General features: G+C 34.6%; 20 protein-coding genes. 9 read left to right on the top strand and 11 right to left on the bottom strand.

What is annotated here, in order from left to right; genetic code table 11:
• Positions 1-186: 186 nt before the first annotated feature.
• The 4 genes from HX049_RS06045 to HX049_RS06030 all read right to left on the bottom strand — a co-directional run bounded on the left by HX049_RS06045 (position 187) and on the right by HX049_RS06030 (position 3,083).
• Positions 187-435: a hypothetical protein gene (locus HX049_RS06045; RefSeq protein ID WP_286414795.1), complete on the bottom strand. Its 249-nt coding sequence runs from the start codon at positions 433-435 to the stop codon at positions 187-189.
• Between the two features lie 31 nt (positions 436-466).
• Entirely contained in the window at positions 467-937 is a 471-nt protein-coding gene (locus HX049_RS06040) for a cytochrome d ubiquinol oxidase subunit II (RefSeq protein WP_286414793.1), read from the bottom strand.
• A 5-nt stretch (positions 938-942) separates the two neighbouring features.
• The gene (locus tag HX049_RS06035; RefSeq protein ID WP_286414791.1) at positions 943-1,506 is read right to left on the bottom strand and encodes a hypothetical protein; all 564 of its coding nucleotides are present in this window, start codon (positions 1,504-1,506) and stop codon (positions 943-945) included.
• Between the two features lie 146 nt (positions 1,507-1,652).
• Entirely contained in the window at positions 1,653-3,083 is a 1,431-nt protein-coding gene (locus HX049_RS06030; RefSeq protein ID WP_286414788.1) for a DUF5074 domain-containing protein, read from the bottom strand.
• Positions 3,084-3,223: 140 nt separating this feature from the next.
• Here HX049_RS06030 and HX049_RS06025 point away from each other — a divergent pair, with 140 nt between their 5' ends.
• Positions 3,224-4,327, top strand: a complete 1,104-nt coding sequence (locus HX049_RS06025; protein ID WP_286414786.1) for a DUF2891 domain-containing protein — start codon at positions 3,224-3,226, stop codon at positions 4,325-4,327.
• Between the two features lie 39 nt (positions 4,328-4,366).
• The gene (locus HX049_RS06020) at positions 4,367-6,028 is read left to right on the top strand and encodes a hypothetical protein (protein ID WP_286414784.1); all 1,662 of its coding nucleotides are present in this window, start codon (positions 4,367-4,369) and stop codon (positions 6,026-6,028) included.
• Between the two features lie 236 nt (positions 6,029-6,264).
• On the opposite strand, the gene HX049_RS06015 is transcribed toward HX049_RS06020, so the two are convergent.
• From HX049_RS06015 to HX049_RS06005, 3 genes are all read right to left on the bottom strand, one after another.
• Complete coding sequence (locus tag HX049_RS06015; RefSeq protein WP_006262569.1) at positions 6,265-6,612, bottom strand: tRNA-binding protein; 348 nt, start codon at positions 6,610-6,612, stop codon at positions 6,265-6,267.
• An 81-nt stretch (positions 6,613-6,693) separates the two neighbouring features.
• On the bottom strand, positions 6,694-7,254 hold the full coding sequence (locus HX049_RS06010; protein ID WP_286414782.1) for a 2'-5' RNA ligase family protein: 561 nt from the start codon (positions 7,252-7,254) through the stop codon (positions 6,694-6,696).
• 402 nt (positions 7,255-7,656) lie between these two features.
• A complete protein-coding gene (locus HX049_RS06005; protein ID WP_006257734.1) occupies positions 7,657-7,875 on the bottom strand; it encodes a hypothetical protein in 219 nt (72 codons plus the stop codon).
• Between the two features lie 103 nt (positions 7,876-7,978).
• Between HX049_RS06005 and HX049_RS06000 the strand changes: the two genes are divergently transcribed.
• On the top strand, positions 7,979-8,179 hold the full coding sequence (locus HX049_RS06000; RefSeq protein WP_286414780.1) for a hypothetical protein: 201 nt from the start codon (positions 7,979-7,981) through the stop codon (positions 8,177-8,179).
• A 95-nt stretch (positions 8,180-8,274) separates the two neighbouring features.
• Positions 8,275-8,961 (top strand): hypothetical protein, encoded by a 687-nt coding sequence (locus HX049_RS05995; protein WP_286414777.1) that lies wholly within the window; start codon positions 8,275-8,277, stop codon positions 8,959-8,961.
• Positions 8,962-9,047: 86 nt separating this feature from the next.
• On the opposite strand, the gene HX049_RS05990 is transcribed toward HX049_RS05995, so the two are convergent.
• A complete protein-coding gene (locus HX049_RS05990) occupies positions 9,048-9,497 on the bottom strand; it encodes a GNAT family N-acetyltransferase (RefSeq protein WP_286414776.1) in 450 nt (149 codons plus the stop codon).
• Positions 9,498-9,619: 122 nt separating this feature from the next.
• Between HX049_RS05990 and HX049_RS05985 the strand changes: the two genes are divergently transcribed.
• Both HX049_RS05985 and HX049_RS05980 read left to right on the top strand, forming a co-directional pair.
• Positions 9,620-9,823 carry a hypothetical protein gene (locus tag HX049_RS05985; RefSeq protein ID WP_286414775.1) on the top strand — a complete coding sequence of 68 codons (204 nt, stop codon included), beginning with the start codon at positions 9,620-9,622 and terminating at the stop codon, positions 9,821-9,823.
• 27 nt (positions 9,824-9,850) lie between these two features.
• Complete coding sequence (locus HX049_RS05980; RefSeq protein ID WP_286414774.1) at positions 9,851-9,982, top strand: hypothetical protein; 132 nt, start codon at positions 9,851-9,853, stop codon at positions 9,980-9,982.
• A gap of 80 nt (positions 9,983-10,062) precedes the next feature.
• Here HX049_RS05980 and HX049_RS05975 read toward each other — a convergent pair whose 3' ends face one another.
• Both HX049_RS05975 and HX049_RS05970 read right to left on the bottom strand, forming a co-directional pair.
• On the bottom strand, positions 10,063-11,316 hold the full coding sequence (locus HX049_RS05975; RefSeq protein ID WP_286414772.1) for an aspartate kinase: 1,254 nt from the start codon (positions 11,314-11,316) through the stop codon (positions 10,063-10,065).
• Complete coding sequence (locus HX049_RS05970; RefSeq protein WP_286414769.1) at positions 11,317-11,790, bottom strand: GNAT family N-acetyltransferase; 474 nt, start codon at positions 11,788-11,790, stop codon at positions 11,317-11,319.
• 96 nt (positions 11,791-11,886) lie between these two features.
• Here HX049_RS05970 and fbp point away from each other — a divergent pair, with 96 nt between their 5' ends.
• Positions 11,887-12,891: a class 1 fructose-bisphosphatase gene (fbp, locus tag HX049_RS05965; RefSeq protein ID WP_286414766.1), complete on the top strand. Its 1,005-nt coding sequence runs from the start codon at positions 11,887-11,889 to the stop codon at positions 12,889-12,891.
• Between the two features lie 55 nt (positions 12,892-12,946).
• On the opposite strand, the gene HX049_RS05960 is transcribed toward fbp, so the two are convergent.
• Positions 12,947-13,375 (bottom strand): TerB family tellurite resistance protein, encoded by a 429-nt coding sequence (locus HX049_RS05960; protein ID WP_286414763.1) that lies wholly within the window; start codon positions 13,373-13,375, stop codon positions 12,947-12,949.
• Between the two features lie 266 nt (positions 13,376-13,641).
• On the opposite strand from HX049_RS05960, the gene HX049_RS05955 reads away from it, so the two are divergent.
• Together HX049_RS05955 and HX049_RS05950 are read left to right on the top strand one after the other, a co-directional pair.
• Positions 13,642-14,070 (top strand): deoxycytidylate deaminase, encoded by a 429-nt coding sequence (locus HX049_RS05955; protein ID WP_006257722.1) that lies wholly within the window; start codon positions 13,642-13,644, stop codon positions 14,068-14,070.
• A 12-nt stretch (positions 14,071-14,082) separates the two neighbouring features.
• Positions 14,083-15,660, top strand: coding sequence for a S41 family peptidase (locus tag HX049_RS05950; protein WP_286414760.1), 1,578 nt, complete (start codon positions 14,083-14,085; stop codon positions 15,658-15,660).
• The last annotated feature ends 149 nt before the right edge of the window (positions 15,661-15,809 follow it).

Raw genomic sequence — 15,809 nt, 5'->3', positions numbered from 1 at the left:
TACTGTTAATATCAAACGAATTTAATAAGAATGCAAAAATAAACAATAGTAACGGATTACGACTATTTATTTTTGAGCTTAATTCGCGATAGGTTATCTATTGTTCTATTTAAATTAAATAAAAAGACCTTAGAACTAGTCAAATAATTCTAAGGCCATACTAATTTATCAAATGAAGAAAGCTTTTTACTCCTGAGCTTTCTGTTCTTGAATATTTTTTTTCATACTCTCATCCATTTTGAAACTTCCATTAGTAGCAGAAGAACTATTCTCTCCAGTACCGTGCATAGGTATAGCCATTGTACCATTGTCATCATTTGTTTTCGTAGTAGAAGACTTTATAGATGTAGATTCGGTAGGAGTATTTGCTTTGTTTTCTTTGCAGCCTACGGTCATTATAGCCATAACAGCCATTAGTATAATGTGTTTATTCATGGTGTGAGTAGTATTGTTGTTTTTATATAATCTAATCTATCTTAGGTTGAATGTCAGGTTGATCTAATTCAGTTGTTGATAAAGGTAAGGCTTTTCTTTTACCTTTTAAACAAAAGAAGAATAGACAACTGAAGATCCAGTTAAACCAAAACATATAACCTCCTAGATGGAAGTAAAACTTCATGTGCTTATGCGAAGTTCTCGTAAAGTCGATATACGTATAGTAAGCGCCTATAGCTCCTATGATAAGTAAAACTACTGTAACCATATTAGCAATCGGTCTTGAAGAGAAATACTTAAATAGAGCTAAGATGATAATTAGCGCTACCTGAATACCAAATATAATTAATGCAGTCTTCCAAGGTGTTTTAAATACAGTGTACTGTTTATACATTAGCGAAATACCTACTCTTCCTAAGAAAGACATCTTAGAGATAAGTACAGCAGATATTATCGCTAGACTAAGCTGTATAAATACTAAAATAGTAATATTTTTTCCCATTATTTCTAGTTAATAGACCATCCGTTTTCTTCACTATAGCGAAGCTTGTACTTCTTAGTAATAAATTTTGTGTTTGGGTTTTTATCTTTAGAGAACACAATAAAAGGAGTATACTGTTTAGATAGCATGACAGAGGCAGTAGCAGATTTTTTACTTCTGTTATTCAGTTGTAAATTATTGCTTTTATCTAATGCATACACTATTGTTTTGACAGTTACTTTATCGCTCTTTTGATTGATGACATAAGGGTGTGCTTTCTCTGTTAGTTTTATAGTTACGTTCCAGATAGAGTCTTTAGACAACCATTTTTTCTTAGCAGATTCATTGTCAAATTCTATATAACCTTCTTTTTCCAATACTTTGTATTGATTGATCTGTAGGCTGTCTTTTTTCTTTCTAAATTTCTTAGTTCCTAGTTGAATTGTTGTACTCTCAAACTCAGGTTTATCTTCTAAGTGAGCTTCTATAGTATCAAGAGCTTTAGAAGAAGTAATATCCTTATTGTTACAACTACTCAATAATACCACTAAAAATAGTGATAATGTAGTAAGCATTGTTCTTGTTTTCATAGCTTAAATTTTAACCAAAAGTACAAAAAAAGAGATTATATGGATAACTATTTTGAAAATGTTTGTTGTTTGAATATTAGGTGTTTATGTGTAATGAAAGAGGTCGCTGTATAGCGACCTCTAGTTTATTTATACTTAAGTAATGTTTAGTTTCTTACCCAGATTTCAACATCTTTTTGAAGTTTCTTTCCATTAGAACTAACCTTCATATTCATTGATGTTTTTCCTGTTTTTTCATTTGTTTTGATGACTAATTCATCTCCTTCTATAGTAGCATAACCAAACTCATTTTCTAAGTTCTTTACAGACTTTTCGATTAAGTTATATGGGCTATCTTGATCTACTACGATATCTTTAAGCGCTACTCTGAACTCTTTGTTTGGTTTTAATACTATTTGATTCACTAAGATTTCAGGAGCATTATTATCTTGGAAGAAAGGTACAGAAGGGAACCAAAAATAACCATTAACGTCATTATAAGAAGAAGTTTCCTGATTTCCACCTTCCATGAAGGTTTCTCCTTTAAACGCACCTGTATTAGATACTATTCTAGTCCAATTGTAACTTCCATTACTCCCCCATCCATCTCTTTTAATTAATAGAACTAAATCATCTGTTACAGGGTCTACTCTCAAACCTGCTCCATAGAATGATAGTTTAAATTGTTCTTCATCTTGTCTAATTTCATTTCCTAGTTCATAGAACTCAGTGTTAAGCTCTCCTGTGTTAGTATTAAACTTTACAACCTTATTCCCTTTTGTCCAATAAATAACATCCTCTTTCATACTTGGTGACATAGAACCGGGATTCCATGCAAACCATGTGCCTTTTATAGGAGCTGTAGTAATATCATAAGTTTTACCATTTTGAGTATTTTTTGGGTTGATACGTTCTATCTCATTGCCTTTACCTGCCCATACGATACCGTTTTTGTCTAAGGTTACTTGTGTATAGTCTCCAGCTTTATTTTCGATAATGGTGTCTGTCTCTGCATTAATGATAAATAATCCTTTTCTTTCTACAATAGCATATACCTTACCATCTACATAGACCATATTTCCTGTTTCACCACTAAGGCCATCTATGTCTTTTCCTACTGTATGGGTATCGATGTGGTAAATCGTAATTCCAGAACTAGTAGAGATGTACCCTTTAGTATCTGAGATACCTACGAAAGCTCTACCATCTTCTAACTCTCTTCCAAAAGATTTTATTTCCTTTAAGTTTTTATCAGTAACCACAAACCTGTTTCCTTGTTTAGAAACGAAAAAATAGTGCTCGCCATAAGTGACCCCTACTGTGGTTGTTACGCCTAATTTTTTACCATTATTTGCACCTGAGTAAACTCTATATTGTTTATTTAGACCATAGTCTAGAAAATTAACACTTCCATCTTCATGTCCAAACCAGTCTTCATTAGCGATATAGAAACCACTAGGTTGTATCAGAGGAGTAGGAGCAGAAGGTGGGATGATTCTAAAACCATCTTCATTTTGATTATTATCGTCAGAGCTACAAGCAAAGGTTAATGCCAGAAGCGAAAGCGTTAAAGAACGTGTAATAAATTTAGTATTCATAAATGTTTTTTGTGTTTTTTATGTTGCTTACAAAAATAGGACTTCGCAAATTGAATCAAAGCTATTTTAGATTTCTTTTTTAAAGTACACTTATAGATTGGAGTATTTTACTATTTTAGAGGAATAAAGAATAAAGTAAAATGAGAAAAATAGGAAGTTTGTTATTTGTGAGTGTATTGTTGTTTTCGTGTACAGAGAAACAACAGCCTTCAAATAATCCCATCAATACAGAAGACCAACCAGCATTAACACTTACAGTGGCTGAGGCGAAGAAGATTATAGAGTTGCCCTTGCACTGTATAGAATTAGAATATCCTAACCGATTAGGACAAACACTAGGCAGCAATGACGACCTAAAGAATCCTAAGGTATTGCGTCCTATATTTTATGGATGTTTTGACTGGCATTCTTCAGTACATGGCTTTTGGTCTATTGTTACTTTATTACAGAAGTTCCCTGAGTTAGATGCAGATGGGCAGATACGCACTAGACTAAATAATCTGATTACAGATGAGAATGTAGCAGTGGAGTTAGCTTTTTTCCATGACCCTAATAATAGAAACTTTGAACGTACGTATGGTTGGGCATGGCTCTTTCAGCTTCATGGAGCTTTAACCCAATGGCAAGATGCTGATGCACAACGTTGGGCGAAGACGATAGAGCCATTAGCGAAGATTATGGAAGAACGTTATGCAGAATATCTGCCTAAACTATTATACCCAATACGCACAGGCACACATGACAATACTGCTTTTGGGCTATCACTATCACTAGACTATGCACGTCAGATGGGGAATAAAGCATTTGAGCAATTAATAGTAAGCAACGCTAAACGTCTGTATGGTGAGGATAATGGGTGTAATATTGCCTTCGAACCTAGTGGACATGACTTTTTATCGCCATGTCTAGAAGAAGCTCGCCTGATGAGTAAAGTAATGAATCAAGATGAGTATCGCACTTGGACTAAGACGTTCTTACCACAGCTATTTGATCAGAACTTTACCATAGAAGTAGCTAAAGTATCTGATCGATCAGACGGACATTTAGTGCATTTGGATGGATTGAACTTTAGTAGAGCTACTTGTTTTAAAGAAATAGGGAAGGCATTACCAGAGTTAGCACCTAATCTGAATGCTTTGTCAGTTCAACACTTTAATAATTCGTTCGGCAATATTACAGGAGACGATTATATGGGGAGCCACTGGTTAGGTACTTTTGCCTTGTATACATTAATACACCAGTAACCCTAAATCAGGTAAATAAGAAAACACAATAGAAGTAGTATGACATTAAGAGAAATGTTTAGCATCGAGGATAAGGATAGAGACCTATCCGTAGAGGCAGTAAGGAATATATTCAGCTTATCTATTGTACAGAGTTTATATTATAATAGATGGCTTTTATTAAGAGATGATGAGAATGTAGGAGATTTTTTAGAAGCTTTTGATGTACTAGGCAAGGATAAGGAAACGAGTAATCAGTTTGCTATATATTTTCAAGAAGACGAGTTTAATACTCGCATTGTTATCTCACGAGATTATATTAATAGGGAAGGAGAGAAGGATGCAGAGATGTATCACTACTTTATTCGTAGAGTAGGGATGGATGTAAGTGATGTACTTGTATTCTATCAAGAGCACAATGCTTATAATGATCAGTTATCATTGCTCACTCCTAAAAATGAGATGCATAAGAGTAGAGCAGTAGATTGGTTTAGTAGTGTATGTGATCTATTGTATTCTGTTAATCACTTTTTTGAGTTTGATGACAAGATTGCTAATATGGTAGAGCACGCACAGATGTTTAGCATAGAGGCTATTAATCAAGAGCCAGAGATAGAATCTATATTCTACAATGGGATTATGTATCGCGTAGTCAGTATACGCAATGGACTAGATCTACTTAAAGGGCTAAAAGGAGTACATGATCAGAACGAAGAGTTATTTACATTAGACAATTTAGTGTATGACTTAAGCGATGAGAGTTCTTTCTTCTTAGTAGTAGATAATGATGCAGAAATAGAGGAACTAGAAGTGCTTAACTTTATAGAAGATTATGAGATAGATATACAGGGATATATATTCTTAGGAGATCTAAAGGTAACGGATTCTTTGTTCTGTCAGGAGCTAGACTTTTCACCGATGTTGGTAGTGATGGGGGACTTAGTTGTGAAGAATGCCTATTTCTGTGGAAACACACATTATATAGGCGGGAGTGTCTATGGAGAGGTGGTGTATGCTAAGTATAACCATGGTGAACTGCACGTGAAGGGAACCTTAGATGTGAGATGTATTGTCTCTATGGATATGCCATGTTATATTAATAAGATTCGTATTACTAGCATTATTTCAGACAACTCAGTTCACGCTCTAGATCAAGTAAAGGGCGAAGACGGACTGCCTTTCTTTATGCTTAATGTATATCCGACTACGCACCGTACACGAGATGTGTTTATAGACGAGATAAAAGAAGAATATACCTGGGGAGAATACTTCCCGGATGACGATGATATCATAGAAGCGATGCGCATGGGAAAAACGTTACTAAAAGAGACTGTGTTCTCTGTCTATAAAGACTTCAGTGATACTGTGGCAGAGCGCTTTAATAGACTGTTTATAGAATTAATAGATAGTAATGGAATGGCTTCAAAGCGTATAGATGGAGGATATGTGAGTGATTACTTCTTTAATGTATATATGTATAATGATCAGAAGTATAGAGAACTCGGTAGAAAAGATAAGACGAGTAACTATCAAGCACGTATTCTACATAATATAGATACTGGTGAATATACGGCTATAGTTGATTTTTTTAAAGAAGATGGTAAGACACAGTATAGCGCTTTTAGATCTAAGCTGACGGATAACTTTACCTCTACTCACTCAGCTATGTATGCTTTTAATCTAGCAGAAGAAGCCTTTTTAAAGAAATTAGGTAAGATATAATGAAGTTAATATTTGACGGTTTACAGTTCACAGACTGTAAACCGTTATTTTTTATTGTTATATGATTGAGGGATGCAAAACATTGATATCTCTGAAAAACCGTCAACTGTCCATATTCAATATATGATATATCATAGGTAAATATTGTCAACTACTAACTGTTAACCATAAACTGTCAACTATTCATCATCGATATACTGTAGGTAAATACTGTAAATTGTAAACCGTTAACTAAATTATCCTATTCTTAAGCCATTTTTAGTCGGCTTATCCATTGTCATTAACGTAACTTCTTTTCCTTCTACAGCTCCCATTACTAGGCATTCACTCATTAGATTAGCTATCTGTTTCGGGGGGAAGTTTACTACAGCTACTACTTGTTTACCGATCAGCTCTTCAGGTGTATATAGTTTAGTAATCTGAGCAGAAGACTTTCTCTTTCCGATCTCTTCTCCGAAGTCCACTACTAACTTATAAGCAGGGTTTCTCACTTCAGCGAATACTTCCGCTTCAACGATAGTACCTACTCTCATTTCTACTTTAGAAAACTCATCCCAAGTCAATGTATTGTTGTTATTTTCCATGTTTTAGGTTTGTGATTAATTCCAAAAATAGGGAAAATAAAATAAAAACGATGAGCTCATTTGCTTTTAAAAGGAATAGCTTTAAAACAACGACAACTGTTCTGGCTCATTAGACGGCAAGCCTAAGAAAGGGAAGGTAGCGATGATATCGTATTGTCTTCTGTCAGGATTAAATTGGCGTAAGGCGATATGATTACACAGACAAGAGATAGCAGGCTTCTGAAAATAAACCAATGCACGCTCTAATCGCTCTGGGTCTAGCTTGCGCGCGATAGACATATGAGGTTCATTACTCTTATAGATTTCGGGCAAAACGACTTTGCGCATTACCTTTTTTGCATATTCTTGAAGAATAGGTTTAGAGAACTCATCTACTGCTAAGAAGAACGCTCCGTTAGGATATTGACCATAGTCGTTAAATAGTACTTGTACAGGAGTGAATGTACTACACTGTGCTCTGACTAATTCGGCTATTTTTTTGATACCATTCAGGTCAGTTTTAAACTTAGAGATAGTGATATGTGCTAAGGAATTCTTACTGTTATACCACCCTATCTCATCGGCTAGCTGTAGCTTCATTTGCTTTACTAGTTCAAGTGTAGCATCATCAGGTTGAAAACAAAGGGAGTATTTAGAAATCATAGCATAAGTTTAAAAGAGTAAAAATAAACAATATCAAGCGTATTTATCTCTTTTTATGTTATGAATGCTGTGTTATTTCATGGCTCATATTGCCTTATTCTGCCTCTATTTGGAGATATTGATCAGATATGCTTCTTTTGATTTAATATGGAGTGTCTTTTTTGTTGTAAATAATTGTTGTCTAGTTTATTGTGTTTTTTTGATTTGATTTTGTGCGGAAGTTATTCGGAAATAACCTGTGTTTACTAGGGATTAGAGGTTGTTTTGCGAACGATATTTAGACTGTATCCGAAGGATCTATAATCAAGTAGTGTATGGAGTAAGTAGGGGGCTTTTAATGCAATAAGGAGACCTACTCTTGATAAGTCTCCTTGCTTTATAGAAGTATAAATAACATTCTAATTATCGTATAACCACTCTTCCTCTAAATGGAACATCAGTAGCTATATCTATATTATGAGCTTTAGAGATAAATATCTTACAAGGCTTCACTTGATAGACAAACTCATCTATAATCTCAGATACCTGTACAATAGGGTTCTCTATTTGATGGTCTTTAAAGTCAACAACTAGTATGTCATTGTCAAAATCTAAGGCTGAAAATTCTTTTACGTATTTCATGATTGTGTTGTTTTTGAAATTATATATTAAGTTACGGATAATAAAGTAGATAGAAAAATAGAGTTGATAAAATATTTTATATCAGTGCTTTATTTCCCTTAACATGATCTTGTTTGATGGAGCTATGATATGGGCATTATTTGATGTTAAGGACAAACCGCTTTGGGTTAATACACTCTTAGTGTTTTTTAGTTTGGTACTGACATTAGCTATTTGGAGTTATCTAAAGAATATGGGGATGAATAGAAAGGGAATAAGAAGAGTAGATAACGCTAGGTTTGGGAGTACAACGAGAAGGGGGTAGTTTATTTAATATATATGGAGAAATTTAAGCTGTTTATACCTTTACTTGCTGCTGTTGTATTTTGTATTGTTATTGGCAGATTGGTTGTCAAGAGAATGCGTAAGGAAAAACGCTCTGAGATTGATAGTTCTGGAGCTAAGATCTTTATGACAATAGCTATGATGACTTTTATGATTTTTAATGGAGGTTATCGGTTGGTACAAGATATTACAAAATATGTTGTCACAATAAGCTATGGTGAGAGATTGCAGGCTGAGGTTGTTTCACTTAAAACTTATGGTTCAAGTAGGTTTGGTTCGAAGTATTTATCAGTAGTGAAATTTACTACTAAAGAGAATGTAGAATTAGAAAGAACAGTTAACTATTCATTAGAACGTATAGGTGGATATCTTTCTAAAATGGAAATATACTATCATCCTGATTATGAATATGTGACTAGGTCAGGAGTATGGACAATAGTGTATATAGTTATGCTGATTTTATTATTAATAGTATTAGTCTTTTTGTCATTAGCAATGATAAGTTATGCGTTAGGATATTCGATAACTATATATAAGCGGATTGGGCTGTTCTCTTTGGCAGTAATAGTTTTACCATTGTTGATGCTAGTTTTAGCAGGCCTAGTGCTATTGCTCATTTTTTATGGTGATAATGTGAATTTTGTTATGCAGTTCGTTCTAGGCCTATTTTTCTTATTCTTGAGTTATATTTTCTGTCTGTATATTAAATGGGTCATTAAGATAGGGATGTTTAAAAAAAATGCTTTGATTGAGATTAAGTAGTTTTAGTAGATATTTTTATTTAAAGTAAATCATATTTGTGTTTTGTAATAATCGATTAGGTGAGATGTTTGTTCAAGTTAGTTAGATTACAACACCTTTTCAAAACACAGGCTACTCTCTACACCTTTATACTGACCGTAGTTAGGGATAATGGTATAGTTATTCTTTCTATATAATATCTCTGCTTGTGTCTGTAGCTTACCCATCTCTAAGATACAGCGTGTATAACCTAGCTCTAGACTCCACTTTTCTAATTCAGCTAGTACAATAGAGGCGACACCCTTACCTCTAGCAATAGGAGCAGTGTACATACGCTTAACCTCCATAGTATGTGAGTCATATTCTTTGATAGCTCCACAGGCTATAGCACGACTATCTTCGTAGATAACCACAACGTGGTTGATATGATCTACTTTATTGTATTGGTCAAAGAAGTCATGTTCATCACCATCAGTTGTTTTGAGGTATTTGTCTAGTTCTGTGATGAGGTTTAAAAAGTCTTTATTGTTAGAATTGGTTCTTGTGATGATTGGCATAGCTTGATATTTAGGAGTTAAAAATACTGTTTTTTAAAGAGCTATTTATTTCATTGGAGAAAAACTATTCGTTAAAGTTTACGTATCTTTATAGAACGTGATTATTAAAAGTAAGTGTAGATATGGACTTAGATTATGAGAGTAGATTTTATATCGTATGGATACTATCGAGTATTGTGATAGGTGTCTTTGGCGCTATATTGTATAAGGTGATACAGGATATTAAAAAGAAAGAAGTAACTAAAGTGCAATATATCTTTGCTTTTATCAGTAGTTTTATCACCGCTTTAGCTTTTGAGTGGGTGTTGTTTTATCTTGCTTTATAGCTAATATCTGGTTTTAATGAATAGCTTATGAAGAAAGTCTTAATGGGTATAATCTATATACACGGAGTGCTATTATGGGGTATCTATATCCTGATCTATGCAGTGGCTAAGTTCTTTTTACACACCTGTAGATTGGGTAAAAAGAAGATTAGACAATGAATCTTAGGGCAATGATCAATATATAGTTGGTGAGTATAGTGTAGTAAAAAGGCCGTCTTCGTGAGACAGCCTTTATGATGTTATTCTTTAGTGACAATCTGCATTGTCTCTCTATTTACTTGTTTTAATAGTAAGGTCTTATCGCTGAGTATTTTTTGTGCAGAGTGATCGTCGAAGTGTCTTATGGTATATAGAGACACATTCTCATTATAGCTCACCTTAAACTTATCTGTAAGTAATAGTCTTACGTCTTCGAAGTGATTAAACTTATCTTCTACACATACAGAGAAGCTAATAGCAGAGTTCTGTATTACATTCACCTTAATATTATACTCTCCGAAGAGTTTAAAAATATCACTGATATTTTGTTCCATGATAAAAGAGAAATCCTTAGAAGAAAGTGATATTAATAATTGGTTCTTCTTCACAATAAAACAAGGAACATGAGGAGTCAATGGTGCTCCTTTAGATACATTCGTTCCTGGTAATAATGGATTTAAGAATGACTTTACATATAGTGGTATTTCTTTTTGACGCAACGGTTGTAAGGTCTTTGGGTGGATGACTGACGCACCGTAGAACGCTAGTTCTATTGCTTCTTGATAAGAAATATGTTGTAGTAGAGTAGTATCTTCAAAATAACGTGGATCAGCATTCAGTACCCCTGGTACGTCTTTCCATATAGTTACACTCTCTGCGTCTAAGGCATAAGCAAAGATAGCAGCAGAGTAGTCAGACCCCTCTCGTCCTAATGTGGTAGAGAAACCGTTATAGTCAGACCCAATAAATCCTTGTACAATGAATAATTGCTTAGTACAAATCTCTTTTTTGATATTCTCTATCGTGATATCCCAGTTCACATCAGCGTCTCTATAGACTGTATCTGTTTTGATTAAGTTTCTTGAGTCTAGCCAAGCGTTGTCTATACCTGACTCTAGTAGGTAATAGTGTAAGATAGTCGTAGAGATAATCTCTCCATAGCTTACGATTTGGTCATAAACGAAGTTGTAATTAGGAGATTTATTGTTCAGTAAGAAGTAAGTAATAGAATCAAATAGCTCTTTTAGCGCTGCATAGATATCGTGATCTTCATTAGGGAATAATTCTCTAACGATCGTGTAGTGATAATCTTTAACTACATCAACAGACTCTGCTAAGTCAAATCTATTCTGAAAATAGTTGTGTACGACTACCTCTAAGGCATTTGTTGTTTTACCCATTGCAGAAGCAATGATTAGGCTATCTTCATAACCTACTGTTTTTAATACGTTACAAACGTTTTTTACATTTTCTGCGTCTCTTACTGAGGCTCCTCCAAATTTGAATACTCTCATTTACTTAGATTGACTAAATTGTTCTATTCCGTTTTGATCCATTTGTACAGTATACCAATCTTCTAATACTGTCGCTCCGGATTTTTTATAAAAGTTAATAGCCGGTTCATTCCAGTTCAGAACTACCCATTCTACTCTTCGCACACCTTCTTTCTTTGCGATATTCATAACCTCTGCATACAGTGCATATCCTGCTCCTGTACCTCTAGCTGCTTCTGTGACGATAAGATCTTCTAAGTGAATCGTCTTACCTTTCCAGGTAGAATATCTATTGTAGAATAAAGCCATGCCGATGATTTTAGTGTCTAGCTCAGCAACAATAACATGAAATAAAGGATTTGCTCCAAAACCATCTCTGATTAGGTCTTCAGCAGTAACTACGACAGCATCAGGTTCTTTTTCGAAAGTTGCTAGTTCTTGTATTAATGCTAATACATCAGGCATGTCTTGAGGGGTTGCAGGTCTAATATTCATTTTAGTTATTGATTTAATGGTTAATGTCTTCGGTTAGACAACAAAATTAACGATATTTGCACTGTAAAATACACAACTTAAGAATCATTTTTGAAAATGACAACAGAAAGATCTCAAACTTTAGGAGAGTTTATCATTGAAAAACAAGAAGACTTTAAATACTCTTCTGGTGAGTTATCAAGATTAATTAACTCTCTTAGACTAGCTGCTAAAGTAGTAAGTCACCAAGTTAACCAAGCAGGTTTAGTTGACATCGTAGGTGCTTTTGGAAAACAAAATGTACAAGGTGAGCAACAGCAGAAACTTGATGTTTTTGCAAACGAAGTATTCATTAAAACACTTATCAATAGAGAAATCGTATGTGGTATCGCTTCTGAAGAAGAGGATGATTTTATTTCTATCCACGGTAGAGATAACAGCAACGAGAATAAGTATGTAGTGCTAATGGATCCACTAGACGGTTCGTCTAATATCGATGTGAATGTATCAGTAGGTACTATCTTTTCTATCTATAGACGTGTGACTCCTATCGGAACTCCTGTAACAAAAGAAGACTTCTTACAAAAAGGAGAGAATCAAGTAGCAGCAGGATATATTGTATATGGTTCTTCTACCATGTTAGTTTACACTACAGGTAATGGAGTACACGGGTTTACATTAAATCCAGCGATCGGTACATTCTTCTTGTCTCACCCGAATATGAAGATTAATGAGGATGGACATATCTACTCTATCAATGAGGGGAACTATGTACACTTCCCACAAGGGGTAAAAGATTACTTAAAGTACTGTCAAGCAGAAGAGAATGATAGACCATATACTTCTAGATACATCGGTAGTTTAGTATCTGATATTCACCGTAATATTCTAAAAGGTGGTATCTACATCTACCCTACTAGTACGAAAGCTCCGAAAGGAAAACTAAGATTGTTATATGAGTGTAATCCTATTGCATTCATCATTGAGCAAGCTGGAGGTAAAGCATCTGATGGATATACTCGTATCATGGAGATAGAGCCAACGGAGTTACACCAACGTGTTCCTTTCTTCTGTGGTAGTAAAAACATGGTAGAAAAGGCTGAAGAGTTTATGAAGAAATAAGAAGTATTTCTATAAAATAACAAGTGAGCTAATCTTTAGGATTAGCTCACTTTTTTTATTTTTTAAGGTTGTGAATTTCTTCTATGAAGGTATCTATATCAACATTTAAGACTAGCAACGATAGAGATTTATCTACTAGATAATCGATATTATTAGTGAAACCTAATGCAACAGCAAATTTCTTTAATATCTCTTTTTGTTTTGGTCCTAATACGTGATTTACATATACCATTCTTGCCAGATCATATAATCGTTCTATACGATTGGTCTCTAAATAGGGAGGGTTGACAGGATAGCTCTCAGGGTTTTTTAATATACTTGCATAGTCCTCATCACTGATTTCTAAGCGAACAGCTAGTTCATCTAAGAAAGCTTTCTCTTCTGTGCTATAATGTCCATTCGCTAACGCCACACGTACTATCGAAGCAAAGTGGCCTTTGTTTCTCTCTCTAAATCCTAAATCAAATAATTCTGAGTATGACATTTTTGTTTGTTTTTTGGTTAGTAAATAGGTTCAGTTTATTATCTCTAATATAATGATAAATTATGGAGTCCATAGTTTTTTTATGATATTTTTATGCTTATCATAATGATGTGTGTTTTTAGTAGTGGGTTTATAATAGATTATTCGTTTAGATAGTAAATTAGATAAACGAAATAAGTTCCTATTCTAAGATTGGTGAATTAACAAAAAGGTTTGTGTATTTTTGTTAGATCAAAGGGATAGAGAACTTTGTAAATATTTCTGATATGAATGAATCAAAAATAACTAAATATGATAAGGCTTATTTGCGCATGGCACGCGAATGGGGACAACTATCGTATTGTAAACGAAAAAAGGTAGGGGCTATTATTGTAAAAGATAGGATGATTATTTCTGACGGATATAATGGTACACCCACCGGTTTTGAGAACTGTTGTGAAGACGAAAACGACACTACGCATTGGTATGTGCTACATGCTGAGGCTAACGCTATCTTGAAGGTTGCTAGCTCTACACAGAGTTGTCAAGGGGCTACACTTTATATCACGATGTCTCCATGTAGAGACTGTAGTAAGCTTATCCATCAGGCAGGTATTACTAGAGTGGTGTACAGTGAAGGTTATCGTGACACAGAAGGAGTAGACTTCTTAGAAAAAGCAGGGGTGGATGTCGTATTTCTTCCTGACCTTGATTAATATCCACTGTAGATGAAAAAGTTTTTTTGGCCTCTGATTATATCGATTTCTTTATCCTTAGGTATCTTACTAGGGGGCTTTCTTGTATCTGCTTCTTATCGTGGGAAAACTGGGTTTTATACCAATCACAATAAGCTTAAATTAAATAGGCTAATTGATTTTATAGAGAAGGAGTATGTAGATAATGTAGATACTGACTCTATCGTAGATAGAACGGTGACTACTATTCTAGAACAACTAGACCCTCACTCTATCTATATCGGCAAGAGTGAGCTACAGTCTGTGACAGAGTCTATGCAAGGTAGTTTCGTAGGAATAGGAGTGAACTACTATTACTATAAAGATAGTGTCGCTGTAATCAAAGATATCGTAGATGGACCCGCTTTTAAAGCTGGAATACAGCCAGGTGACCGTATCATAAGTGCTGATGGACAACATCTGTATGGAAAGGAGATGACCTCTGATAGTATCGCTAAATACTTAAGAGGAGAAAAAGATACTGATGTAAAGTTAGAAGTCTATCGAAAGACTATAGGTAAGAAGCTAAACATCGTAGTCAATAGACAGCCTATTCCTATCAAGAGTGTAGATGCCGCATTTAAGTTGTCAGACGGGAGAGGATATATTAAGCTCAATAGATTCTCTAGTACGACTTATGAGGAGTTTAAAAAGGCGTTAGAGGATCTGATCACACAAGATATTTCTAGCCTAGTCATTGATTTGAGAGATAATGGGGGAGGGTATATGGATCAGGCAGTAAGTATGCTAAATGATTTATTAAAGAAAGATCAGGTAATTGTAAAAACTGTAAATAAGGGCGGTCAAGAGAGAGTCACGAAGTCTAAAGGAAGTGGTCTCTTTACAGATAAGCCTCTTTATGTGCTGATTAATGAGAATTCTGCTTCTGCTAGTGAAATTATAGCTGGAGCAATACAAGATAATGACAGAGGAACTATCGTAGGGCGTAGAAGCTTCGGTAAAGGACTTGTACAACGAGAATTGATGCTTGGTGATGGTTCTGCTATTAGATTGACTACAGCGCGTTATTTCACTCCGTCTGGACGATCTATACAGAAGCCTTATACGATGGGCGTAGAAGAGTATAATAACGATTTTAGAACGAGATACGCACACGGTGAGTTATATGCTGCTGATAGTATAAAAGTAGCCGATAGCCTACAGTATAAGACCTTAAAAGGGCGTGTAGTCTATGGAGGTGGTGGTATAGTACCAGATATCTTTGTCCCGATAGGGAATAAGCATGGAGATGACACTGTGGTACTTCTGATGAAATCGGGTATTGTGAGTTTCTTTGTATTCCAAGAGATCGATAAAGAAAGAGCGAAGTTTACTAATATGTCTAAAGAAGAGGTGATAGACTATGTGATGTCTTCTGATAAAGTATTTAAAGCTTATATTAAACATCTAGAAGGTAATAAGCTATTCTTTAAACTAGATAAGCGAAAGCAGATCGTGAAACGATTCTTAGTCGGAGAGTTTTTAAGTCAATTATACACTAGTGAGGATTACTATCTATGGATGTTAGAAGTAGATCCTATGATTAAGAAGATAGATGAGAAAACCTTATAGTTAAGAAGTGCTCAATATAATAATAATAAAGCATTGTGATTACCACAATGCTTTTTTTTGTGTGATATAGCATTTCTATCGCTTATGATAGAGTAGTGAAAGGATAATAATAGGATAGTGGTCGCATACTTTTAGCCCTTTTTTATGCG

Origin of the sequence: Myroides odoratimimus (genome assembly GCF_030326305.1) — a bacterium.
GTDB classification, from domain to species: domain Bacteria; phylum Bacteroidota; class Bacteroidia; order Flavobacteriales; family Flavobacteriaceae; genus Flavobacterium; species Flavobacterium odoratimimum_A.
This window is presented reverse-complemented; position numbering and strand designations above follow the sequence as displayed.